Annotated in this window: 22 protein-coding genes; 8 read left to right on the forward strand and 14 right to left on the reverse strand. The window is 67.8% G+C overall.

Annotated elements, in window-relative coordinates:
• Positions 1-11: 11 nt before the first annotated feature.
• Together Q9R17_RS13900 and Q9R17_RS13905 are read right to left on the reverse strand one after the other, a co-directional pair.
• On the reverse strand, positions 12-1,766 hold the full coding sequence (locus Q9R17_RS13900) for an oligopeptide:H+ symporter (protein WP_308155194.1): 1,755 nt from the start codon (positions 1,764-1,766) through the stop codon (positions 12-14).
• Between the two features lie 115 nt (positions 1,767-1,881).
• Positions 1,882-2,352, reverse strand: a complete 471-nt coding sequence (locus Q9R17_RS13905; protein WP_308155195.1) for a hypothetical protein — start codon at positions 2,350-2,352, stop codon at positions 1,882-1,884.
• Between the two features lie 292 nt (positions 2,353-2,644).
• On the opposite strand from Q9R17_RS13905, the gene Q9R17_RS13910 reads away from it, so the two are divergent.
• The 3 genes from Q9R17_RS13910 to Q9R17_RS13920 all read left to right on the forward strand — a co-directional run bounded on the left by Q9R17_RS13910 (position 2,645) and on the right by Q9R17_RS13920 (position 8,223).
• Complete coding sequence (locus tag Q9R17_RS13910; protein WP_308155196.1) at positions 2,645-4,609, forward strand: oligopeptide transporter, OPT family; 1,965 nt, start codon at positions 2,645-2,647, stop codon at positions 4,607-4,609.
• A gap of 204 nt (positions 4,610-4,813) precedes the next feature.
• On the forward strand, positions 4,814-6,892 hold the full coding sequence (locus Q9R17_RS13915) for a S9 family peptidase (RefSeq protein WP_308155197.1): 2,079 nt from the start codon (positions 4,814-4,816) through the stop codon (positions 6,890-6,892).
• Between the two features lie 92 nt (positions 6,893-6,984).
• Positions 6,985-8,223, forward strand: a complete 1,239-nt coding sequence (locus tag Q9R17_RS13920; RefSeq protein WP_308155198.1) for a DUF819 family protein — start codon at positions 6,985-6,987, stop codon at positions 8,221-8,223.
• Positions 8,224-8,305: 82 nt separating this feature from the next.
• Here Q9R17_RS13920 and Q9R17_RS13925 read toward each other — a convergent pair whose 3' ends face one another.
• Genes Q9R17_RS13925 through Q9R17_RS13945 form a run of 5 tightly spaced genes read right to left on the reverse strand, consistent with a single transcriptional unit; the run spans position 8,306 to position 11,329 of the window.
• A complete protein-coding gene (locus Q9R17_RS13925; protein WP_308155199.1) occupies positions 8,306-8,794 on the reverse strand; it encodes a hypothetical protein in 489 nt (162 codons plus the stop codon).
• A gap of 40 nt (positions 8,795-8,834) precedes the next feature.
• Entirely contained in the window at positions 8,835-9,095 is a 261-nt protein-coding gene (gene minE, locus Q9R17_RS13930; protein ID WP_308155200.1) for a cell division topological specificity factor MinE, read from the reverse strand.
• A 2-nt stretch (positions 9,096-9,097) separates the two neighbouring features.
• Positions 9,098-9,907 carry a septum site-determining protein MinD gene (minD, locus tag Q9R17_RS13935; protein ID WP_308155201.1) on the reverse strand — a complete coding sequence of 270 codons (810 nt, stop codon included), beginning with the start codon at positions 9,905-9,907 and terminating at the stop codon, positions 9,098-9,100.
• A 37-nt stretch (positions 9,908-9,944) separates the two neighbouring features.
• Positions 9,945-10,730, reverse strand: a complete 786-nt coding sequence (minC, locus tag Q9R17_RS13940) for a septum site-determining protein MinC (protein ID WP_308155202.1) — start codon at positions 10,728-10,730, stop codon at positions 9,945-9,947.
• A gap of 2 nt (positions 10,731-10,732) precedes the next feature.
• On the reverse strand, positions 10,733-11,329 hold the full coding sequence (locus tag Q9R17_RS13945) for a GNAT family N-acetyltransferase (protein ID WP_308155203.1): 597 nt from the start codon (positions 11,327-11,329) through the stop codon (positions 10,733-10,735).
• Between the two features lie 135 nt (positions 11,330-11,464).
• On the opposite strand from Q9R17_RS13945, the gene Q9R17_RS13950 reads away from it, so the two are divergent.
• The 4 genes from Q9R17_RS13950 (at position 11,465) to Q9R17_RS13965 (ending at position 15,090) form a co-directional block, all read left to right on the forward strand.
• Positions 11,465-12,655 carry a sensor histidine kinase gene (locus tag Q9R17_RS13950; RefSeq protein WP_308155204.1) on the forward strand — a complete coding sequence of 397 codons (1,191 nt, stop codon included), beginning with the start codon at positions 11,465-11,467 and terminating at the stop codon, positions 12,653-12,655.
• On the forward strand, positions 12,655-13,296 hold the full coding sequence (locus Q9R17_RS13955) for a response regulator transcription factor (RefSeq protein ID WP_308155205.1): 642 nt from the start codon (positions 12,655-12,657) through the stop codon (positions 13,294-13,296). The genes Q9R17_RS13950 and Q9R17_RS13955 overlap by 1 nt, the downstream gene beginning before the upstream one ends.
• A 234-nt stretch (positions 13,297-13,530) precedes the next feature.
• Positions 13,531-14,610: an SRPBCC family protein gene (locus Q9R17_RS13960; protein WP_308155206.1), complete on the forward strand. Its 1,080-nt coding sequence runs from the start codon at positions 13,531-13,533 to the stop codon at positions 14,608-14,610.
• A gap of 108 nt (positions 14,611-14,718) precedes the next feature.
• On the forward strand, positions 14,719-15,090 hold the full coding sequence (locus Q9R17_RS13965; RefSeq protein ID WP_308155207.1) for a DUF423 domain-containing protein: 372 nt from the start codon (positions 14,719-14,721) through the stop codon (positions 15,088-15,090).
• 77 nt (positions 15,091-15,167) lie between these two features.
• Here Q9R17_RS13965 and Q9R17_RS13970 read toward each other — a convergent pair whose 3' ends face one another.
• The 6 genes from Q9R17_RS13970 to Q9R17_RS13995 all read right to left on the reverse strand — a co-directional run bounded on the left by Q9R17_RS13970 (position 15,168) and on the right by Q9R17_RS13995 (position 19,157).
• On the reverse strand, positions 15,168-15,962 hold the full coding sequence (locus Q9R17_RS13970) for a M15 family metallopeptidase (RefSeq protein WP_308155208.1): 795 nt from the start codon (positions 15,960-15,962) through the stop codon (positions 15,168-15,170).
• A 9-nt stretch (positions 15,963-15,971) separates the two neighbouring features.
• A complete protein-coding gene (locus Q9R17_RS13975) occupies positions 15,972-16,565 on the reverse strand; it encodes a hypothetical protein (protein WP_308155209.1) in 594 nt (197 codons plus the stop codon).
• Complete coding sequence (locus Q9R17_RS13980) at positions 16,562-17,848, reverse strand: alpha/beta fold hydrolase (RefSeq protein WP_308155210.1); 1,287 nt, start codon at positions 17,846-17,848, stop codon at positions 16,562-16,564. The genes Q9R17_RS13975 and Q9R17_RS13980 overlap by 4 nt, the downstream gene beginning before the upstream one ends.
• A 2-nt stretch (positions 17,849-17,850) precedes the next feature.
• Positions 17,851-18,030 (reverse strand): DUF4177 domain-containing protein, encoded by a 180-nt coding sequence (locus Q9R17_RS13985; RefSeq protein WP_308155211.1) that lies wholly within the window; start codon positions 18,028-18,030, stop codon positions 17,851-17,853.
• Positions 18,027-18,206, reverse strand: a complete 180-nt coding sequence (locus tag Q9R17_RS13990) for an Arc family DNA binding domain-containing protein (protein ID WP_308155212.1) — start codon at positions 18,204-18,206, stop codon at positions 18,027-18,029. The genes Q9R17_RS13985 and Q9R17_RS13990 overlap by 4 nt, the downstream gene beginning before the upstream one ends.
• Positions 18,207-18,275: 69 nt before the next feature.
• The gene (locus Q9R17_RS13995) at positions 18,276-19,157 is read right to left on the reverse strand and encodes an SPFH domain-containing protein (protein ID WP_308155213.1); all 882 of its coding nucleotides are present in this window, start codon (positions 19,155-19,157) and stop codon (positions 18,276-18,278) included.
• A 134-nt stretch (positions 19,158-19,291) separates the two neighbouring features.
• Between Q9R17_RS13995 and purT the strand changes: the two genes are divergently transcribed.
• Positions 19,292-20,479, forward strand: coding sequence for a formate-dependent phosphoribosylglycinamide formyltransferase (gene purT / locus Q9R17_RS14000; protein ID WP_308155214.1), 1,188 nt, complete (start codon positions 19,292-19,294; stop codon positions 20,477-20,479).
• 41 nt (positions 20,480-20,520) lie between these two features.
• On the opposite strand, the gene Q9R17_RS14005 is transcribed toward purT, so the two are convergent.
• Positions 20,521-21,726, reverse strand: coding sequence for an endonuclease/exonuclease/phosphatase family protein (locus Q9R17_RS14005; RefSeq protein ID WP_308155215.1), 1,206 nt, complete (start codon positions 21,724-21,726; stop codon positions 20,521-20,523).
• Between the last annotated feature and the right edge of the window lie 33 nt (positions 21,727-21,759).

Consider the following 21,759-nt stretch of genomic DNA (forward strand, 5'->3'; position numbering starts at 1 on the left):
GATGCACGGGGTTACTTCACCCCGTGCATCATCCGCTTCAGCAGCGGTGCGGCGATGAAGGCCAGCACCGCGCAGCCCAGGCCGATCCACATCAGCAGCCAGAACAGGTGCGCGTAGGCACCGGCAGCCGAAGCCAGGTCCAGGGTTTCCCCCTCGGGCACATCGATCGCGGCCAGCTTGCCGAACAGTGCGGCCAGCGTTTCCGAGAACGCCGTGGCCAGGAACCAGGTGCCCATCATCAGGCTCACCACCCGCGGTACGGCCAGCTGGGTCACCGCCGACAGGCCGACCGGCGACAGGCACATCTCGCCGCTGGCCAGCAGGAAGTAGGCCAGCACCAGCCACCACACGCTGGCCAGCTGCCCGGTGGCGCCGACCTGCTGTGCGGCCAGCGCCAGCGGCACGAATGACAGCGCGCCGATCACCAGGCCCCAGGCCGATTTCACCGGCTTGCCCGGTTCGATGCCGCGACGGTCCATCCAGGTCCACAGCGCGGCGAAGGCCGGGGCCAGCAGCACCAGGAACAGCCCGCCCAGGTAGGTCAGCGAGCCGGCCGTCTGCGGAATCACCAGGCAGTCGCGCACCAGCAGCACCAGCATCAGTGCGACGATGGCGATGAAGAGGGTGCGCGGCGCGGCCGATCCGGGCCGCTGCTCGGACAGCCGCGCGCTGGCCATGAAGCCCAGTGGTGCCAGCAGCAGCGAGGCGATCGACCACGGCAGCGGCGTACCATCGCGCACCACCAGTGCCGGCACGATGTCCTTGGTCAGCAGGCGGTCGGTGAAGGTCACCCAGGAACCGTAGGACTGCTCGTACAGGGTGAAGAACACCAGGGCCAGGAAGATCAGCACCATCAGCGCGATCATCTGCTGGCGCTGCACCGGCGTGCACTGGGTGCCGGTGAACCAGGCGAACCACACCAGCACGCCGCCCAGCACCACCAGCATCAGCATCAAGGCCAGGCTGATTTCCCCGCCCAGGGCGAAGGCGCCGTTGCCGGCGGCCCACATCAGCCAGGCCAGCGGCAGCACGCCCACCACCGCGCACAGGTAGATCAGCCATTCGCGCGGCAGGCCCAGCACTTTCTGCTTCAGCGTGGCCGGGTGGGGTGGTTCGGCATGGCCGTGCAGGTACTTCTGGCCCCACAGGAACATCGCCAGCCCGGCCAGCATGCCGATGCCGGCGGCCCCGAAGCCGTACTTCCAGCCGTAGGCCTCGCCCAGGAAGCCACAGACCAGCGAAGAGAACAGGGCGCCGAGGTTGATGCCGGCATAGAACAGCGAGAAGCCCGAATCGCGGCGCGGGTCGTCCTTGGCGTACAGCTTGCCGACGATGCTGGAGATGTTCGGCTTCAGGAAGCCCACGCCGACGATGATCAGCGCCAGTGACAGGTAGGTCACCGCCAGCGCACCGGTATCACGCACCACCTGCCCATCGACGCGGTAGGCCGCATGGCCTTCGAAGGCCATGCCCAGATGGCCCAGCACCAGCAGGCTGCCGCCGAACAGCACCGCCCGGCGCATGCCCAGCCAGCGGTCGGCCAGCATGCCGCCGAACACCGGGATGCAGTACACCAGCCCGCCGTAGGCACCGAGCAGGTCCAGCCCGGCCTTGTCGCCGAACAGGTGGTACTTGGTCAGGTACAGCAGCAGCAGCGCCTTCATCCCATAGAAGGAGAAGCGCTCCCACATCTCGGTGAAGAAGCAGACATAGACGCCCTTGGGATGGCCAAGGAAATCGTCGGAGGCGGGCGCGGCAGCGGTCATCGACGGTGGGGACAGCAGGAAAGGGCGCGATTATAGGCCCGGCCTGCGGTGGCGGCAGCCGCATCGCGTCGTTGCATGCGCAGGGGGCACCGGCGGTGCAGCCGGGCCTGCCGGATCAGGGCAGGCAGGTGGCGGCCGTCCAGCCCAGCCTGCGGTCGTAGTGGACCCTGAGGGCCTTCAGCGTGCCATCGGCCTGCGCCTTCAGGCAGAAGCGGGCCGAGTAGCCGCGGGTTGGTCCTTCCCGGGTGGCTTCCAGATCCACCGTATACAGTCGGCCGGGCTGCAGGGGCGCCGCAGGGTGCCGCAGGGTGGCCGTGGCCGGCGCCTGGCCATAGGCGATGCACGTGCCCACCGGCAGTGGCGTCGCGGCGGGGTAGGCGTGATTGAACGCCCACCGGTCCTGGAGGGGGCGGGTGTCGCTCTCGTACACCTCCACGGCGTACACCTCCACCGCCGAGGCGAGGCGCTTGCGTTCGGCGGCGGGCAGTCCGAAACACGGTGTTCCCCCCGCGTCGGAGATCTCCACCTCGCCCATGCGGCTGAAGGCCTGCGCGTGGTCACTGAAGACCGCGCAGGCGAAGATCATGCAGAAGGCGTGCAACGCCCTGTTCAGTCCTGTCCGGCGTGAGCGTCCCATTCCCGCAACGTCCTGTTGGGTAGGCGAGGGCACCACGATGCACGCGCGACGGGGTGGCCGCAAGCGGATCGCCGGTGGCAGCGCCTGCCTGCCGGGGGCAATGGGGCGCAGGGGAATTGGCCAAGTCTGGCCGCAACCCCATAGCGTGATGGCGGTTTGCCTGCAACCCTCCCCAACCGCACTGGACTTGCTGCCCCCTGAACGCTAGCGTGACCAGGATTTTTTGCCAGCAGGGGCTCCCATGAATCACGACGCTGCGCCCAAGCAGCTCACGTTCCGCGCGGTGGCACTGGCCATCGTGCTGGCCGTGGTGCTGTCGGCCGCCAACGCCTACCTCGGTCTGTTCGCAGGCCTGACCATTGCCACCGCGATCCCCGCGGCGGTCATTTCCATGGGCGTGCTGCGCCTGCTCGGCGGTGGCTCCATCCTGGAGAACAACATCGTCCAGACCGGCGCTTCGGCGGGCTCGTCGATCGCCGCGGGCGTGATCTTCACCATCCCGGCGCTGGTCATCATGGGTTACTGGCCGGACTTCAAGTACTGGTGGGTGCTGGGCATCGCTGGCCTGGGTGGCCTGCTGGGCGTGCTGTTCTCGGTGCCGCTGCGCCGTTCGATGATCGTCGAAGACCCGCTGCCGTTCCCGGAAGGCAAGGCCGCCGCCGAAGTGCTCAAGGCCGGTGAGAACCCCGGCCCGGGCCTGAAGATCCTCGGCCTGTCGGCCGTGATCGGCGCCTTCGTCAAGCTGGCCGCGGAAAGCGGCCTGCGCCTGATTCCCGATGCCTGGGCCACCTCGGCCTATGTCGGCAGCTCCAAGGTCACCGCCTTCATCGGCACCAACCTGTCGCCGGCGCTGCTGGGCGTGGGCTACATCGTCGGCCTGAACGTCGGCATCGTGGTGGTATCCGGCTCGATCCTGACCTGGCACATCGCCATTCCGATCTACCAGGCGTTCTTCATGAACACCGATCCGGCTCTGGCCGCGTCGGTTGCCGCCGCTTCGTCCACCGAGGCCGCGTTCGCCATCTGGGGCGCGAAGATGCGTTACCTCGGCGTCGGCGCGATGCTGATCGGCGGCATCTGGACCCTGATCTCGCTGCGCAAGTCGCTGCTGAACGGTGTCAAGAGCGGCTTTGCCGCCGCTCGCAAGAGCGGTGGCCCGGTGCTGGCGCACACCGAACGCGACCTGCCGATGAAGTGGATGCTGGTGGCCCTGGTGGTCTTCGTGCTGCCGCTGCTGGCCCTGTACCAGGCCATCGTCGGCCAGTGGCACGTGTCGATCCCGATGACCATCATCATGATCGTCGCCGGCTTCCTGTTCGTGTCGGTGTCGGCCTACCTGGCCGGCCTGATCGGCTCGTCCAACAACCCGGTCTCGGGCATCACCATTTCCACCATCCTGTTCGCCTCGGCCGTGCTGGTACTGCTGCTGGGCAAGGATGGCCTGCAGCCGGTCGGTGCGTTCGGCGCGCCGCTGGGCGCGGTGGCCGCCATCATGATCGGTGCGGTGGTCTGCTGTGCGGCGGCCGTGGGCGGTGACAACCTGCAGGACCTCAAGGCCGGCTACATCGTCGGTGCCACCCCGTGGAAGCAGCAGCTGATGCTGGGCATCGGTGCGTTCTCCTGCGCGCTGATCATGGCCCCGGTCCTGAACCTGCTGGCCACCGCCTATGGCATCGGCGTGAAGTCCGATCTGCACCCCAACGCGCTGGCCGCGCCGCAGGCCAACCTGATGGCTTCGGTGGCCAAGGGCCTGTTCGGCGGCGAACTGCCGTGGACCTTCATCGGCCTCGGCGCGCTGGTGGGCGCGCTCATCATTGCCTTCGACAGCTGGTTGAAGTCGCGCAACGCCCGCTTCCGCGTGCCGGTGCTGGCCGCCGCCATCGGCATCTACCTGCCGCTGGAACTGATGGTGCCGATCTTCCTGGGCGGCCTGATCGCCCATCTGGTCGAGCGTTTCCACAAGGTCCGTGCGGATGACGAGGAAGGCCGCGACCGCGTGCACAAGCCGGGCGTGCTGTTCGCCGCCGGCCTGATCACCGGCGAAGCCCTGATGGGTATCGCCATCGCCGTGCCGATCGTGGTCAGCAGCCGTGCGGACGTGCTGGCCCTGCCGTTCCACCTGCCGGCCGCGCAGTGGTTCGGCCTGGCCGTGCTGTTCCTGGTGGGCTGGCTGATCTACCGCACCGGCAAGCACGCCAAGGCGTAAGCCGGCACGGCGGTTCCCTTTCCGACCGGGAAGGGAACCCCCGGGTGCCGCCCTGGGCGGCACCGGCTGTTTTCCCAGCAGACCGCGCTCCGGCGCGGTTTGCACGTTCTGGCCGGATGCTGCCGGGAGGCCATGACCGATGGCCTTGGCAGCGCCGCCTGCGCGGGCCTACCATCGGTTTTTTGCCGTCCTGCGGAGACCCCGATGAAACTGCGTCATGCCCTGCTGCCACTGAGCCTGCTGGCCGCCCTGCCGTCCGTGGCCGCCGCGCGCGGCCTCGATGTCCGCGACATGGTCGCCATGGACCGGGTCTCCGCCCCGGTGCTGACCGCCGATGGCAACACCGTGGTGTTCGCCAAGCGCAGCGTGGACGCCAACCTCAAGGCCAGCACCGCGCTGTTCGCACGCAACCTGCGCACCCGTGACGCCGCGCCGCCGAAGCAGATCACCCCGGCCGGCTGGAGCGTCAATTCCGCCTCGCTGTCGGCCGATGGCCAGACCGTGTACTTCCTCAGCGCCAAGAACGGCAGCCAGCAGCTGTACGCGCAGCCGCTGGCGGGCGGCACTCCGCGCCAGCTGACCGATTTCCCGGTGGATGTGGACAGCTACCACGTCTCGCCGCAGGACGACCGCGTGCTGTTCAGCGCCGGCGTGTTCCAGGCCTGTGGTTCCGACCTGGCCTGCACCGAGAAGAAGCTCAAGAACGTGGCCGCCAGCAAGGCCAGCGGCAAGGTCTTCGACAACCTGTTCGTGCGCCATTGGGATACCTGGAACGACGGCCGCCGCAACACCCTGTTCGTGGCCCCGCTGCCGGTGGCCAAGGCCGGCCCGGTGAAGGGCGCCTCGGCATTGAGCGCCACCATTGATGGCGATGCCCCGTCCAAGCCGTTCGGTGGCAATGATGATTTCACCTGGTCGCCCGATGGCAGCAGCGTGGTGGCCAGCATCCGCGTGGCCGGCAAGCAGGAGCCGTGGTCGACCAACTTCGACCTGTACCGCTTCGATGCCGCCGGCAAGCAGGCGCCGGTCAACCTGACCGCCGCCAACCCGGCCTGGGATGCCGGTCCGGTGTTCAGCGCCGACGGCAAGACCCTGTTCTACCGCGCCATGAAGCGCCCGGGCTTCGAAGCGGACCGCTTCGGTCTGATGGCGCTGGACCTGGCCAGCGGCAAGGCCCGCGAGATCGCCCCGTCGTGGGACCGTTCGGCCGGCGGCATCACGCTGTCGGCCGATGGCGCCAGCCTCTACACCACCGCCGATGACCTGGGCGAGCACCCGCTGTTCCAGGTGGACGTGGCCAGCGGCAAGGTCACCAAGGTGGTGGGCGAGGGCACCGTCACTGCCGTGGACGTGGCCGGCAAGACCCTGGCCATCACCCGCAACAGCCTCAAGAGCAACGACCAGCTGCTGGTGGGCGAACTGCCGGCCGCCGGCCAGGCCGCCGGTGCGCTGCGCGCGCTGACCCCGGCCGCCGGCGAGGTGCTCAAGGACGTGCAGTTCGGTGATTTCGAGCAGTTCTCGTTCAAGGGCTGGAACAACGACACCGTGCATGGCTACGTGGTCAAGCCGGCCAACTACCAGGAAGGCAAGTCCTACCCGGTGGCCTTCCTGATCCACGGCGGCCCGCAGGGCAGCTTCGGCAATGGCTGGAGCTACCGCTGGAACCCGCAGACCTATACCGCGCAGGGCTACGCGGTGGTGATGATCGATTTCCACGGCTCCACCGGCTACGGCCAGGCCTTCACCGATGCGATCAGCCAGCACTGGGGCGACCGCCCGCTGGAAGACCTGCAGAAGGGCTGGGATGCCGCGCTGAAGCAGTATTCCTTCCTCAACGGCGACAAGGCCTGCGCGCTGGGTGCCAGCTACGGCGGCTTCATGGTCAACTGGATCGCCGGCAACTGGAACGGCCCGTTCAAGTGCCTGGTCAACCATGACGGCGTGTTCGACCAGCGCATGATGGGCTACGCCACCGAAGAACTGTGGTTCACCGAGTGGGAGCAGGGCGGCACCCCGTACGAAAAGCCGGCCAACTTCGAGAAGTTCAACCCGGTCAACCACGTCAAGGACTGGAAGAAGCCGATCCTGGTCATCCACGGCCAGCAGGACTTCCGCATCCCGGTCGAGCAGGGTCTGGCCGCGTTCACCGCCGCCCAGCGCCAGGGCATCGAATCCAAGTTCCTGTACTTCCCGGACGAGAACCACTGGGTGCTCAAGCCGAACAACAGCATCCTCTGGCATGACACCGTCAATGCCTGGCTGAAGCAGCACATCGGCGAGTAAGCCGTTCCAGCGCCGCCCTCCGGGGCGGCGCTTCTGTTTCCGCGCCTTCCTTGATCCGCCGGGCATGGCCCGGCGCTACCGTGCCGGCCTGCATGCCCTCGACTGCTCTGATCCAGAACGACATCGTGGTGTTCGGCCTGATCGCTGCCACCCTCGGCGCGGTGTTCTGGACCGCCTCGCGCGAGCAGGGGCCGTGGAAGCGCTTCTACACCTTCGTCCCGGCGCTGCTGCTGTGCTACCTGCTGCCGGGCATCTACAACACCGTCGGCCTGATCGACGGGCAGACCACCAAGCTCTACAACCCGGTCGCACGCGACATCCTGCTGCCTGCCGCGCTGGTGCTGCTGACCCTGGCAGTGGACATCAAGGGCATCCTGCGGCTGGGGCCGAAGCTGGTGCTGATGTACCTGGGCGCCTCGGCCAGCATCATGATCGGCGCGGTGGTCGCTTTCCTGGTGATGCGCGCGATCCATCCGGCCACCGTGGCCGGCGATACCTGGGCCGGCATGGCCGCACTGGCCGGCAGCTGGATCGGCGGCGGCGCCAACATGCTGGCCATGCGCGAAGTGTTCGACGTCAACGCGACGACCTTCGGCCAGTTCGCCGTGGTCGATGTCGGCGTGGGCTATGTGTGGATGGCCGTGCTGATCTTCCTGGCCGGGCGTGCATCGACGATCGACGCGCGCAGCGGTGCCGATACCTCCGGCATCGACGCACTGAAGGAGCGCATCGCGCGCTTCCAGGCCGAGCACGAGCGCATTCCCAGCCTGACCGACCTGATGCTGATCGTGGCCGTGGCCTTCGGTGGCGTCGGCCTGGCCCATGCCATCGGTGCGCCGCTGGCGGCGTGGTTCAAGGCCCATGTCGATTGGGCGGCGCAGTTCAGCCTGGATGCGCCGTTTGTCTGGGTGGTGGTGCTGTCCACCACGCTCGGCCTGGGCCTGAGCTTCACCCGCGCGCGCACCCTGGAAGGGGCCGGCGCCTCGCGTCTGGGCTCGCTGCTGCTGTATTTCCTGATTGCCTGCATCGGCATGCAGATGGACCTGCTGGCGCTGCTGGACCGGCCCTGGCTGTTCCTGCTGGGCATCCTCTGGATCACCGTGCACATCGTGCTGCTGTGGTGCCTGGGCAGGCTGCTGAAGGTGCCGTTCTTCTATTTCGCCATCGGCTCGCAGTCCAACATCGGCGGCCCGGCGTCGGCGCCGGTCGTTGCCGCCGCCTTCCATCCCGCGCTGGCGCCGGTGGGCGTGCTGCTGGGCACGATGGGCTATGCCACCGGCACCTACCTGGCGTACATCGTGGGCATCACCCTGCGCGCGCTGGCCGGGTAGCGCGGGGCATGCCCGGCGGGCCCCCTTCATCAATGGCCGTGCAACAGCGGCAGAGCGTAGATCCACGCCATGCGTGGATGCTCTACGCGGGCAACAATCCGCGTTCGATCAACCACGCTTTCGCTTCTTCCGCGTCCTGTTCAAACCACGCCCTGGTCGACCCCAACCGGTACGTATACCCCCACGCATCCATGTCGGCCATCAACTGCCCGCTGCCAACACCGGGCAGCTGCCCGGCCAGCACGATCTGCAGGTAGCAGGTGGCATCTTCCTCGGCCACCGAATCGGTGGCGTCGGTATGCACCTGCGCGCGCCGTTCCGGCGGCAGCACGATCAGGTGGCAGGCTTCATGCAGCATCGAATGCACCGGCGTGTCGTCACGCACGTACACATCGCTGGCGATGATGCCGGCTTCGGGTTCGCCCCAGTAGCTGCCGGGAATCGGCGCGCCTGCCGGCACGTGGTGCAGCTGCAGGCCATGCCCGGCCAACAGGCGCCGGGCATCGGCGAAGGCGATGTCGCCGACGCGGGTGACGTTCGGTTCGGGCTTGGGATCGGTCATGCAGTACATCCACGCCCCACCCGTGGCTGGCACGGGCAGGGCGCATCGGTCAGGGCTTGTCGGGCCCTTCGGGCAGGGCCACGGAAATATCCAGCACGTCGTGCTGGCCATCCTTGACCAGATCCACCTTCACCGCATCGGCGTCGATGTTGACGTACTTCTTGATGACTTCCAGCAGCTCGCGCTGCAGCAGCGGCAGGTAATCCGGGCCACCACGGTGGCTGCGTTCCTGCGCGATGATGATCTGCAGGCGGTTCTTGGCGGTTTCGGCGGTCGTCTTCTTCGCTTTGAGGAAATCAAACAGGCCCATGCTTACCCTCCGAACAGCTTGCTGAAGAAGCCCTTCTTCTCCACGGTGGTGAAGCGCATCGGCCGCTCCTCGCCGAGGATGCGGCTGACCGCATCTTCATAGGCCTGGCCGGCCATCGATTCGGCATCGAGGATGACCGGCTCGCCCTTGTTGGAGGCATTGAGCACGTCGCCCGATTCGGGCACCACGCCGATCGCCTTCAGGCCCAGCACTTCCTCCACGTCGGTGATGCTCAGCATCTCGCCGGTTTCCACGCGCGCCGGGCTGTAGCGGGTCAGCAGCAGGAAGGCCGGCACGTTCTGGCCCGATTCGGCCTTGTGGGTCTTCGAGTCGAGCAGGCCGATGATGCGGTCCGAGTCGCGCACCGAGGACACTTCCGGGTTCACCACCACCACGGCGCGGTCGGCGAAGTACATCGCCAGGAAGGCGCCCTTCTCGATGCCGGCCGGCGAGTCGCAGATGACGAAGTCGAAGCCGTCGGCGGACAGGTCCTTCAACACCTTGCCCACGCCTTCCTGGGTCAGTGCGTCCTTGTCGCGGGTCTGCGAAGCGGCCAGCACGTACAGGTTCTCGAAGCGCTTGTCCTTGATCAGGGCCTGCTTGAGGGTGGCTTCGCCGTGCACGACGTTGACGAAGTCGTACACCACGCGGCGTTCGCAGCCCATGATCAGGTCGAGGTTGCGCAGGCCGACGTCGAAGTCGATCACGGCCACCTTCTTGCCGCGACGCGCCAGGCCGCAGGCCAGGCTTGCGCTGGTAGTGGTCTTGCCGACGCCGCCCTTGCCGGAGGTGACTACGATGATTTCAGCCAAAGGACTTCTCCTGGTTCTGCATTAGTTTGGGGCTGCGTCAGTCCAGCGCAGCGATCTTGATCTGGTCCTGTTCCAGCCACACCTGCACGGCCTTGCCGCGCAGGGTGTCCGGGACATCGTCCAGTACCTTGTAGTGGCCGGCAATGGCCACCAGTTCCGCATGGAAATCACGGCAGAAAATACGTGCCGCGGTGTTGCCCTGGGCCCCTGCCAGCGCGCGGCCGCGCAGGGTGCCGTAGATATGGATGCTGCCGTCGGCGATGACCTCGGCGCCGGCGCCGACGGTGGCCATCACGGTCAGGTCGCAGTTTTCCGCGTACAGCTGCTGGCCCGAGCGCACATTGGCCAGCTGCATGCGGCCCGGCTGCGGTGCGGCGGCATCGGCGGCCTTGGCCACCGGCGTGGCCGGCTTCGGCCGGGCGTCGGCGCGGCGCGGTTCGGCGGCCGACGGCGGGGGCGGCGGTGCCGGCTCGGCATCGGCGCGTTCGTACTGGGCGCGGAACTTGGCCAGCAGCGGCAGGCCCAGCTGCTGCGAGAGCAGGTCCACCGCGCTGGTGCCATAGGCCAGTGCCACCGGCAGCACGCCGGCGTTGCGCAGGCCATCGACCAGCGCCTGGGCGGTGGCCACGTCCGGCACCTGGCTCAGGCCGCCGAAATCGAGGATGACCGCCGCGCGGCCGAACAGCTTCGGCGCACGGGTCACCCGCTCGCGCATTTCCTGCACGAGGCGTTCGACATCAAGGGTTCGGATGCGCAGGTTGGCGATGCCCACCTGGCCGATCTTCAGTTCACCGGCCTGTTCGTAATCGAAATTCACCGCCACGCTCAGGTCCCCGTCGGCCGCTGTGCCTGTGCCGGCAGCTGCCGGTCACGCGCCCATGCCACATCCGGCAGCTTGCCGCCGTAGGTGTCGTGCACCCACGGGTAGCTGCACAGTTCCTTGGCCAGCATGCTGGCACGCACGTCCACCTGCGGCATGGTGTTCTGGCCCAGCTCGCGGAAGCCGAAGCTGCCGTGGAAGAGCAGGGCGGCATCGGCACCGTGGTCCAGGAACACCTCGCAGGTCATCTGCGGGTAGCGCAGCTCGGCAAAGCTCTGCGCATCGGCGTAGAACGCCCGGCCGACGCCACCACCGCGGCGGCGGCTGGCGACCACGATCCGGTCGATGTAGAAGAACGGGGTGTCCAGGTGCTGCTTGAACCAGGCGAAGTTGCTGCTGTCGTGCTGGCTGGCGCTGCCGAAGCCGATCAGGAAACCGGCCAGGTTGCCGTCACGCTCGGCAACACGGAAATACTCGGCGGTTTCATAGAACTGGCGCAGGCGCACAGCGTCCAGCGGCAGGATCGCCAGGCCAGCGTTGTTGTTCAAGGCCAGGACGGAATCGAGCTCGTGCTCGCGCACGTCGCGGATGACAATCGACATTGTGACTCCGTGGGGTAACGCGGTTGGCCCGTTGGGGCCCTGCGCACGATTATTGCATGGGCGGTCGCCGCCGGGGGAGGCAGGCATGACTTCCGTGGGAGTGCAGGGGGGCAGGTTCAGCCTTAGAGTGCTGGCATGTTGGGAGCCCTCAGTCATACCCGCGTCCTCCGCCTGGCCGGCCTGTTCACCTGGGTCATGGTCGGCCTGCCGCTGGTCTATTCGCAGATCGAGAACCTGCACAACCGCAGTGGCCTGGGCGGTTGGGCGGTGCTGTTGTTCGGTGCCTACCTGGCCTTCGGCACGGCCTACTACTGGCTCACCCGCGAACTGCGCAGCGACAGCCACACCACCTGGCTGGACCGTGGCCTGCTGATGCTGCTGACGGTGGCCGCGCTCGGGGTCAGCTTCCTGAGCGCCTCGGGGCTGGGCAGCATCCTGATGATGGTGGCGGCCGGGGTCATCCCGTGGCTGCTGTCGGTCCGGGTGGGCGTGCTGTGGCTGCTGGTCAGCCAGCTGGCCGTGGCACCGGTGTACTACCTGCTGCTGCGTTTCCCGCTGTTCGAGGCGGTCATGCAGTCGCTGCTGTATGGCGGCTTTTCCATGTTCATCTTCGTGACCAGCCTGGTGGCCCGGCAGCAGACCGACGCCCGCGAGGAACAGCGCCGCCTGAATGCGGAGCTGCGCGCCACCCGCGTCCTGCTGGCCGAAAGTGCCCGGATCAACGAGCGCACCCGCATCTCGCGCGAGCTGCATGACCTGCTGGGCCACCACCTGACCGCGCTGAGCCTGAACCTGGAAGTGGCCGGGCACATCACCGAAGGGCAGGCGCAGGAACATGTGCACCAGGCCCACACGCTGGCCAAGCTGCTGCTGACCGATGTGCGCGAAGCCGTCAGCCAGCTGCGCGACAGCGGGGCGATCGACCTGGCGGCCGCGCTGCGGCCATTGGCCGAACAGGTGCCCTCGCTGGACATCCACCTGGACGTGCCCAGCCCGCTGGACGTGGAAGATCCCGAGCGCGCCCATGTGCTGCTGCGCTGCACCCAGGAGATCATCACCAACGCGGTACGCCATGCCGGGGCGCGTAACCTGTGGATTCGCGTGCACCGGGGCGAGGGCCAGGTGGTGGTCGATGCCCATGACGATGGGCAGGGCTCGGACGGCCTGACCATCGGCAACGGCTTGCGCGGAATGCGTGAGCGCCTGCAACAATGTGGCGGCCAGCTGCAGATCGACACCCGCCCCGGCGAAGGCTTCCGGTTGCGCGCTGCCGTGCCGGTGTCCGGATTGGCCGTGCTGTCCCCGATTCCTGAAGGAGTGCGTTGATGATTCGCGTCTGCCTGGTCGATGACCAAACCCTGGTGCGGCAGGGAATCCGCTCGCTGCTGGCGCTGGACGACGGCATCGAAGTGGTGGCCGAGGCCGGCGATGGCCGCCAGGCGGTCGAACTGGTGCCCCAGGTCCGGCCGGACGTGGTGCTGATGGACATGCGCATGCCCGTGATGTCCGGGCTGGAGGCACTGCAGGTGCTGTCGCGCCAGGAGCAGCTGCCGCCGACCATCATCCTGACCACCTTCGATGACGACCAGCTGGTGCTGGCCGGGCTCAAGGCCGGGGCCAAGGGGTACCTGCTCAAGGATGTCACCCTGGAGCAGCTGGTGGGGGCGATCCGCACCGTGGCCGAAGGGGGGTCGCTGGTGCAGCCGGCGGTGACCCAGCGCCTGCTGTCCGGGCTGGAACACATGCGCAATGAATTCGTCAGCCTGGACCGGCCCGATCCGCTGACCGACCGCGAGACCGAGATCCTGCGGCTGATGGCCAGCGGTTTCTCCAACAAGGAGATCGCCAATTCGCTGGGGGTGGCCGAGGGCACGATCAAGAACCACGTGTCCAACATCCTGTCCAAGCTGGGCGTGCGCGACCGCACGCGGGCCGTGCTGAAGGCGTTCGAACTTCAGCTGGTGTGACGAAAAATCCTTGAAGGACAATGGGTTGCGGTCCGCTCGGGGCCGCAGTCAGCCGGCACCCCCTACTAGTGGGCAGGGTGGATGCGGTACGCTTCGAATTCTTTGTCCAGACAAACCTGCCGCCGGCACGGAAACCGGTGCGCCAATCCCGATAAACAATGCCTGCGAAGCCTGCTAGGATTGGCGCTTCGCTTCAATCAACCCGGCCGTGGGATCGGCCCCGGAGACTCCTGAATGACCCGTATTATCGAGTTCCTGATCGCCTTGGGGATCGTGGCTGGCCTGTTCGTCCTCATCGGCGTGTGCCTCCCGGGCGAGCGCCACATTTCCGAAAGCATCGAGACCAACCGCAAGATGACGATCGTGTACGACACGGTCAACAGCCTGCGTCGTTTCAAGGATTGGAACCCGCTGCTGCTGCGCGATCCCGCCGCCAAGCTGGAACTGTCCGGCCCGGCATCGGGCAAGGGTGCCACGCTGAACTACACCTCGGCCGACGCCGGGCTGGGTTCCGGCAGCTGGACGATCACCGAGAGCGAAGAAAACAAGCGCGTTGCCATCGCCATCGAAGACAACACCAAGGGCCACGACAAGGTCACGGTCTTCAACCTGGAGCCGACCGGCAAGGGTGGCCGTAACGTCAAGATCACCCAGGACTACAGCGTCAAGTACGGCTTCAACCTGTTCGGCCGTTATGCCGGCCTGTACGTCAGCCGCCACGTCGGTGACGACCTGAAGCTGGGCCTGTCGCGCATCGCCAACATGCTGGCCGCGGTGCCGAACATCGACTACAAGCAGGCCGATGCTCCGCTGACCGACCTGGGCATCGTTGATGTGCCGGCCGAAGACCTGCTGGTGGTGACCGCCGGCAACGTCGACCGTGGCCAGGACACCATCACCAAGTCCATCAAGGACAACCAGGAATGGATCAAGCGCGTGATGGAAGCCAACGGCCTGGAAGCCGCCGGCCCGTTCCGCATCATCACCACCGATTTCGGTGCTGAGAAGTACGCCTTCGACGTTGCCCAGCCGGTGAAGAAGAAGGGCGCCGACGCTGCATCGGCCGGCGAACTGTCGGTCAAGATCGACGGCGGCGCACCGGTGAAGTACGTGCACGTGGCTCCGCACCGTTCGGCTCACGCCGCCTACGTCGGCCACATGGCTGGCCTGGACGTGGCCCGCAACGGCCTGCGTGCCTGGGCGGTCACCAACGGTGCCGAAGTGATCGACCGTCCGTACGAGTCCTGGAAGGACGGCGTGGACAAGTCGTTCACCCCGGACGGTACCTACGACATCTACTGGGCCGTCAAGTAAGCTTCGGCTGGCCCATGTAATGCTCGATCGAAAACGCGCCGCTTCCTGCGGCGCGTTTTTTTTTCATCCCGCGCCCGGGCGTGAACGGGCGCCGCGCAAGGAGCTGCCATGTTCAATCCCGAACGACGCGCACAGAAGCCGTCCCTGCTGGCCTGTCTTGGTGCGCTGCTGGCGGCCGCCGCCGTCGGCCTGTCCGCCTATGCCTCCCACGGCGTCACCGATGCGGTGGCGCAGCAGCACCTGAACATGGCCGCGCTGTATGCCTTTGCCCATGGCGCAGTGCTGGCCGCCATGGGCAAGCGCGCGCAGGGCCTGCTCGGCCATCTGGGCCTGTATGCCCTGCTGCTGGGGACGTTGCTGTTCGCCGGCAGCCTGGCCGGCAATGCGCTGTGGCAATGGCCCACGCGTCTGGCGCCGGCCGGTGGTACCACGCTGATGCTGGGCTGGGTGGTGCTGGCGATCGCCGCGCTGCGGCGCTGAGCCGACGCGGCTCCCTGTGGATCCACGCCATGCGTGGATGTTGTTCTGTAGATCCACGCCATGCGTGGATGAGGTTCTTACCCGCCGGCCGGCTTCCAGCACCAATGCCACGGCTCGTAGACGATGCCATGCGGATTGTCGCGCGGGTAACTCAGGTGGAAGCCATGCGCCCCGGCATGGGCCTGCAGCCACGCAAACGCAGGCGTGCCCTCGAAGCTTTCTTCCGCGGGTGCATCACCGGGCGTGCCGATGTCCAGCGCATGCCCCCCATGGTGCTCGCTGAAACCGGGCGCGGCATTGACGGTGAGAATCTGCGCCACCGTCAGTCCGCGTGCCAGCTTCCGCTCGAAGATGCCCAGCTGGTAGGCATGGCTGCGGTAGCCGGAAATGGCATCTAGGGCGATGCCTTCGCGCGCGGCATGCAGGCGCAGCCGCCGCCAGGCCTGCGCGGCGGGGCGACGCAGCCACAGCGGGCGATGGAAGCGGTCGCGACCGGCGTAGTGCAGCAGGGCCGGTTCGGCTTCCAGCCGCAGCCCGCTGTCGGCGGCGTAGCGCGCGGCATCCAGCCCCAGCTGCGCCAGCCGTGCCTGCAGGCCGGCCATCGGCAGCCACTGTGCCTCCAGTGCGGCGCGGCGGGTGTCCAGTGTGGCCAGCGCGAGGTCTACGCCGGGTTCGCGCGGCAGGTGCGTTACCAGCGAATGCACGCCGCGTGGCAGTACTGCGGCCAGGTAGCGTCCATCGTGTTTGCGCCGCAGCACCCACTGCGCCTGCGCAAGCAGGCGTGCGTCGGTGCTGCTGCGCGCGCGCAGCAGGGCGGCCGGCCACAGCTCGATGGCGTCGGTGTTGAGCAGCAGCGGTGGGGTGCGGTGCATCCGCGCAGCTTACTGCGGCGGCGACAGCGCGGCCACCTTGTGCAGTGCGTCCAGCAGGGCTTGTGGCCGGTCCATGCTCAGCAGCAGCACGCTGCCACCGCGCACCGGCAGTGCCAGTACCCGGGTGCGGTCGGTGACCAGGGCAAACCCCTTCTGGCCGCCCTGCAGGCGGAAGTGGCCGGACAGGAAGCCGGGCATGCTGTAGCCGTTGGTCTTGAAGCGGACGGCGTAGTGGCGGTCCTTGCGCAGGTCGACCAGCGCCGCCTGGTCCAGCAGCAGGTCGGCGACCGGCGTGCGGCGGCGGTACAGCGTTGAACGCACGTCCAGCACGCTGCCATCCAGTTCCACCCGGCGCCGGAAGAAGGCGATGGCCAGCAGCGCGGCGATCAGCAGCATCACGCCGATGCTCCACGCCGCGCTTCCCTGCATCAGGAAGAAGGGCGGGGTGGCGCTGATCTCGATCCACGGTGCGGCGCCGGCCGGTCGCCGCAGCTGGTGGTAGGTGCTCAGGCCCAGCACCAGCAGCACCGGCGCCAGCACCCACAGCACGCGCAGGGACGAGCTGTCGGCCACACCGAAACGGCGCGGGTCGCTGCCGCTCATCGCTGCACCTCCACCCAGTGCGCGACGTCGGCGATCAGCTGTGCGTCCACGTGCCCGGGCCGGCTGTATTCCTGCAGCGACCCTGCGCCTGTACCGGCAATCCCCAGGTGGTTCAGGGCCGGGTAGTCCTTCAGTGCCGCGCCGGGCTGGCCGGCCAGCGCCTGCTGCCACAGCTGCCAGTCGGTAGCGGTTACCTGGAAGTCACGGCCGCCCTGCAGCAGCAACAGGGGTTTGCGCAGCGCCTTGGCATCGGCGCGGGCATCGACCGCCTCGATGCTCTTCCAGTATGACTGCGGCACACCCATCGGCAGCTGCGCGGCCGGCACCTTGGCAGGGCCCAGTGCGGCGGCAATCTGCGCATCCAGTGCCTTCAGCCGCGCCTGTGCCTCCGGGCCGGTCTGGCCGTTGACGGCCAGCAGGTGGCGGTTCTGTTCGGGCAGCAGTTGCAGCAGCGTGCGTGCCGGTGCGGCCCACAGGATCGCCCCCCGGGCCTGCGGCCAGCGGCTGGCGATGCGCGGGGCGAGCATGCCGCCCTGGCTGTGGCCCATCACGAACACGCGGCGGCCATCGATGCGCGGATCCGCGGCCAGGGCCGCCAGTGCGGCCACGGCGTCATCGGTGGTTTCATCATCGGCGGTGAAGTCGCCGCGGAAATCCTGTGGGCGGGCGAAGCTGCGCTTGTCATAGCGCAGTACAGCAATCCCCCGGGTGGCCAGGCCGCGCGCCACGTCCAGGAACGGGCGGTTGGCGCCGATGGTTTCGTCACGGTCCTGCGGACCGGAACCGTGCACCAGCACCACGGCCGGGAAGGGGCCCTTGCCCTTGGGGACCGCCAGCGTGCCGGGCAGGGCGCCGCGCACCTGCGGCACGCTGAAATCCACCTCCGCATAGCGTGCATCGGCGGGCGGCGGCGGTGCTTTGTCCGGCGGGGCGGGGCGCAGCAGCAGGCCGGCCACCTTGTCCTGCCCATCCACCGCTACCTGCGCGATCATCGCACCGCTGGCGAACCGCAGTGGCACTTCCACCAGGTGCACGCCCTGCTGTTCGCGGCTGCGGGCCACGCCGCGCTGCTGCAGTTCGCCCAGCGACTGCCACAGGCCCTGCAGCTTTTCGGCAGGCACGGCCGCGGCCATCGGCGGGGTGAACATCGCTTCGGCATCGGCGATGCGCCCGGCCTGCAGATGGTCCAGCAACTGCGTGGCGACCTGCTGCGGCTCGGCGGCCAGCGCGCCACCGCTGGTGGCTGCAAGGGCGAGGGCAAGCAGTCGATGGCGTGCGTTCATCGTTACTGCTCCTTCTTGAAGACCAGCATGGCCGGGCGCATCGGCGCCGGGATGATGATGTTGACCAGTTCCCAGCCGAGCTGGCCCTGGCGGCTCAGTTCGGCCTGCACATCTTCGGGTTTGAGGACACCCATCAGGGTCGTCTTCACTTCAACGGTCTGGTAGCTCCAACGCGTGCTCATTCCTTGTCCTCCGTCGATGGCCTGGGTTTGGGCAGCCGCCCTGCCTTGCGCAGTGCGTCGCGCAGCACGTATTCGATCTGGGCGTTGAGGCTGCGCAGCTCGTCGTCGGCCCAGCGCTGCGCGGCGGCCAGGACATCGGCATTGATGCGCAGTGGATAGGCTTTCTTCTCGCTCATGGAATCTCCTGGCGGGAGCGTGGGGCTCCCGCTTGGGGTGCCGGCGCCAGGCCGGCGGGTACCGCACGATCAGTACAGCGAACCGGCGTTGACGATCGGCTGGGTGCCACGGTCCGAGCACAGCACGGTCAACAGGTTGCTGACCATGTGCGCCTTGCGCTCCTCATCCAGCTGCACCACGCCGTTCTTCTGCAGTTCGGCCAGGGCCATTTCCACCATGCCCACCGCGCCGGCGACGATGCGCGTGCGCGCGGCGATCACCGCGTTGGCCTGCTGGCGCTGCAGCATCGCCTGGGCGATTTCGGCGGCATAGGCCAGGTGGCTGATGCGTGCGTCGAGCACCTGCACGCCCGCATCGGCCAGGCGCTCGGCCAGCTCGTTCTTCAGGTGCAGCGAAATCTCGCTGGCGTGGCTGCGCAGGGCCAGCTGGCCGTCTTCGTGCTGGTCATAGGGGTAGCTGGTGGCCATCGCACGCAGCGCCGATTCGGACTGGATGTGCACGAAGCTCTCGTAGTCGTCCACGTTGTAGACCGCTTCGGACGCATCGACCACCTGCCAGACGATCACCGCGGCGATCTCGATCGGGCTGCCGTCCAGCTCGTTGACCTTCAGCTTGCCGCTTTCGAAGTTGCGCACGCGCTGGCTGACCCGGCGCTTGCTGTAGAAGGGGTTGTTCCAGCGCAGGCCGTTGTCCTTCACGGTGCCCACGTACTTGCCGAACAGGCTCAGCACGGCGGCCTGGTTGGGCTGCACGGTGTACAGGCCGCACAGCGCCAGCAGGGCGACCAGAGCGATCGCCACCCCGGCCAGCATCAGCGCGATGTTGGGCGAGCCGCTGGTGGCCTTCGCGGCAGCCCCGAGCACGAACAGGGCGCAGCCGGCCAGGCCTGCGAGCAGGGCCCCGGCGAGCAGGCCCAGGCCGTTGAGGGAGGACAGCGACTTCTCTTTCATGGCGGTACGTCCTTGAGGGTTCCAATGGAAGATATCAAATTGATATCACTCCGCAAGTGCCGTTCGTCGGACGGGCCAACCGGGGCGGACCGGCTAGAATGCCCACCCGCCTTCACATTGCTGCCGGAATCCCCATGGCCAAGCTCGGAACCCCGCTGTCCCCCTCCGCTACCCGCGTGCTGCTGCTGGGCTCGGGCGAACTGGGCAAGGAGGTGGCCATCGAACTGCAGCGGCTGGGGGTGGAGGTGATTGCCGCCGACCGCTATGCCGATGCCCCGGCCATGCAGGTGGCCCACCGCTCGCATGTGATCGACATGCTCGATGCGATGGCGCTGCGCCAGCTGATCGCCCAGGAGCAGCCGCACCTGGTGGTGCCGGAAATCGAAGCCATCCATACCGAAACCCTGGTCCAGCTGGAACAGGAGCAGGGCCTGCGCGTGGTGCCGACCGCGCGCGCTGCCCGCCTGACCATGGACCGTGAAGGCATCCGCCGCCTGGCTGCCGAAACCCTGGGCCTGCCGACCTCGCCGTACCGCTTCGTCGATACCGAAGCCGAATACCGCGCCGCCGTGGCGGCCATCGGCCTGCCGTGCGTGGTCAAGCCGGTGATGTCTTCCTCGGGCAAGGGCCAGAGCACGCTGCGCAGCGAGGCGGACATCGCCCCGGCGTGGGATTACGCGCAGACCGGTGGCCGCGCCGGTGCCGGCCGCTGCATCGTTGAAGGCTTCATCGACTTCGATTACGAAATCACCCTGCTGACCGTGCGCCATGCCGGTGGCACCTCGTTCTGCGCGCCGATCGGCCACCTGCAGAAGGACGGCGACTACCGCGAAAGCTGGCAGCCGCAGCCGATGTCGGACAAGGCGCTGGCGCGTGCCGAAGAGATCTCGCGCGCGATCACCGACGATCTGGGCGGCTGGGGCCTGTTCGGCGTGGAGCTGTTCGTGAAGGGGGACGCGGTGTGGTTCAGCGAAGTCTCGCCGCGCCCGCACGACACCGGCCTGGTCACCCTGGTGTCGCAGGAACTGAGCGAATTCGCCCTGCACGCGCGCGCGATCCTGGGCCTGCCGATTCCGGTGATCCGCCAGAGCGGCCCGTCGGCGTCGTGCGCGCTGCTGGCCCAGGGCGAAGGCGTGCCGTACTTCAACAACGTCGCCGCCGCGCTGCAGGTGCCCGATACCGCCGTGCGCCTGTTCGGCAAGCCCAGCGTGCACGGCCAGCGCCGCGTGGGTGTCACCCTGGCCCGCGCCGACAGCATCGATGATGCGCGCGCGATCGCCCGTGATGCGGCTGAAGTGATCGGCGTGGAACTGCGTCCGTAACCACCAGGAAGCAGCGCCGGGCCAGGCCCGGCGCTACCGGCTTACTTCACATCCACCCACACCAGGTGGTGGTCGCTGCCATCGGCGTACTTGGCTTCCGGGCTCTCGTTGGCCGGCCAGAACACGCCGCTGCCGACGTAGCTGAAGCCGGCCGAGGGCAGCACGTAGTCCAGGCGCAGGGTGCCCGACTTCGGTCCGAAATCACCGGTGGCCTGCTGCGGGGCGCCCTTGCGCGCGATGCCCTTGGCGGCATAGGCCAGGCTGGTCTGTTCGGCGCCCACGCTGTGCGGTGTGGGGTAGCGCAGCACGCGCGGGTGTTCGATCAGCGCGACGATCGCATCGTGGCGGCCATCGCCATCGACCGGGTCGTTGTTGAGGTCGCCGAAGATCACAAAGCGCGCGTCCTGCGCCAGGCCGCCGCACTGGCCCTTGTCATCGCACAGCCAGGGCTTGTCGCCCGCGCTGAGGTACTCGTTCCACAGGCGCAGTTCGTCGTGGTTGCGCGCGGCATTGCGCTTTTCCGGGCCATCGAACACCGGCGGCGTCGGGTGCGCGACCAGCACGTGCAGCAGGCCGGAGGGCGTCTGCACCGGCACGTCCCAGTGCGACTTGGACGACAGGCGCAGCTGCGACCACACCGTGTCGTTGTGGAACGGTGCATGCGTCTTCGGGTCCACCGGGCGCAGCGCGCCGGGCATCGTGCTCCACTTCAGCAACTGGAAGCTGCGCACCTTGGCCGCGTCGATCGGGTAGCGCGACAGCACCAGCATGCCGTACTGGCCCGGGTGCAGGCCGTAGCCCCAGGCATCGTTGCCGTAGTCGCGGCCCGTGCCACCGACCGAACCGTTGTTGTCCAGGTCCAGGCCGCTGGGCACGCCGGTGTTGACCGGGGCCAGGTAGCGGTAGGCGAAGTGCAGCGGCTTGCCGCCGCCCGGCTGGGCCACGTCCAGATAGCGCGTCTGGAACAGCTCGGCGGCGCGGTGCGCGTCGTCGTAGTCGAATTCGTTGAGCAGCACGATGTCCGGGCGTACCTGCTGCAGCACGGCCGCGATCTTGCGCGCGTGCTCGCTGTCACCTTCCAACTCCTTGACCAGGCCACCGGCCTCATCGGAGTACAGCGAGGTGTTGTAGGTGGCCAGGCGCAGCGGCGCGGATGGTTTTCCGGTCATCGCGGGGGTCTTGGCGAAGGCGGGGCCCAGGGCGCCGCAGAGCAGGGCCAGGCCGAGGGTCAGGGAGTGGGCGTTCATGCCCCTATTGTGTACCGGCGGTGGTGTCAGCGG

The sequence above is a fragment of the Stenotrophomonas sp. 24(2023) genome (assembly GCF_030913365.1).
GTDB lineage: Bacteria > Pseudomonadota > Gammaproteobacteria > Xanthomonadales > Xanthomonadaceae > Stenotrophomonas.

What these genes read in the sequence shown, in the direction of transcription:
- Q9R17_RS13990 (WP_308155212.1), bottom strand. Translation starts at nt 18,206, where the DNA reads ATGAGCGAGAAGAAAGCCTATCCACTGCGCATCAATGCCGATGTCCTG.
- Q9R17_RS13950 (WP_308155204.1), top strand. Translation starts at nt 11,465, where the DNA reads ATGTTGGGAGCCCTCAGTCATACCCGCGTCCTCCGCCTGGCCGGCCTG.
- Q9R17_RS13905 (WP_308155195.1), bottom strand. Translation starts at nt 2,352, where the DNA reads ATGATCTTCGCCTGCGCGGTCTTCAGTGACCACGCGCAGGCCTTCAGC.
- Q9R17_RS13925 (WP_308155199.1), bottom strand. Translation starts at nt 8,794, where the DNA reads ATGTACTGCATGACCGATCCCAAGCCCGAACCGAACGTCACCCGCGTC.
- minE (WP_308155200.1), bottom strand. Translation starts at nt 9,095, where the DNA reads ATGGGCCTGTTTGATTTCCTCAAAGCGAAGAAGACGACCGCCGAAACC.
- Q9R17_RS13995 (WP_308155213.1), bottom strand. Translation starts at nt 19,157, where the DNA reads ATGAAAGAGAAGTCGCTGTCCTCCCTCAACGGCCTGGGCCTGCTCGCC.
- Q9R17_RS13965 (WP_308155207.1), top strand. Translation starts at nt 14,719, where the DNA reads ATGTTCAATCCCGAACGACGCGCACAGAAGCCGTCCCTGCTGGCCTGT.
- Q9R17_RS13960 (WP_308155206.1), top strand. Translation starts at nt 13,531, where the DNA reads ATGACCCGTATTATCGAGTTCCTGATCGCCTTGGGGATCGTGGCTGGC.
- purT (WP_308155214.1), top strand. Translation starts at nt 19,292, where the DNA reads ATGGCCAAGCTCGGAACCCCGCTGTCCCCCTCCGCTACCCGCGTGCTG.
- Q9R17_RS13910 (WP_308155196.1), top strand. Translation starts at nt 2,645, where the DNA reads ATGAATCACGACGCTGCGCCCAAGCAGCTCACGTTCCGCGCGGTGGCA.
- Q9R17_RS13985 (WP_308155211.1), bottom strand. Translation starts at nt 18,030, where the DNA reads ATGAGCACGCGTTGGAGCTACCAGACCGTTGAAGTGAAGACGACCCTG.
- Q9R17_RS13945 (WP_308155203.1), bottom strand. Translation starts at nt 11,329, where the DNA reads ATGTCGATTGTCATCCGCGACGTGCGCGAGCACGAGCTCGATTCCGTC.
- Q9R17_RS13900 (WP_308155194.1), bottom strand. Translation starts at nt 1,766, where the DNA reads ATGACCGCTGCCGCGCCCGCCTCCGACGATTTCCTTGGCCATCCCAAG.
- Q9R17_RS13980 (WP_308155210.1), bottom strand. Translation starts at nt 17,848, where the DNA reads ATGAACGCACGCCATCGACTGCTTGCCCTCGCCCTTGCAGCCACCAGC.
- Q9R17_RS13915 (WP_308155197.1), top strand. Translation starts at nt 4,814, where the DNA reads ATGAAACTGCGTCATGCCCTGCTGCCACTGAGCCTGCTGGCCGCCCTG.
- Q9R17_RS13955 (WP_308155205.1), top strand. Translation starts at nt 12,655, where the DNA reads ATGATTCGCGTCTGCCTGGTCGATGACCAAACCCTGGTGCGGCAGGGA.
- Q9R17_RS13920 (WP_308155198.1), top strand. Translation starts at nt 6,985, where the DNA reads ATGCCCTCGACTGCTCTGATCCAGAACGACATCGTGGTGTTCGGCCTG.
- Q9R17_RS13975 (WP_308155209.1), bottom strand. Translation starts at nt 16,565, where the DNA reads ATGAGCGGCAGCGACCCGCGCCGTTTCGGTGTGGCCGACAGCTCGTCC.
- Q9R17_RS13970 (WP_308155208.1), bottom strand. Translation starts at nt 15,962, where the DNA reads ATGCACCGCACCCCACCGCTGCTGCTCAACACCGACGCCATCGAGCTG.
- Q9R17_RS14005 (WP_308155215.1), bottom strand. Translation starts at nt 21,726, where the DNA reads ATGAACGCCCACTCCCTGACCCTCGGCCTGGCCCTGCTCTGCGGCGCC.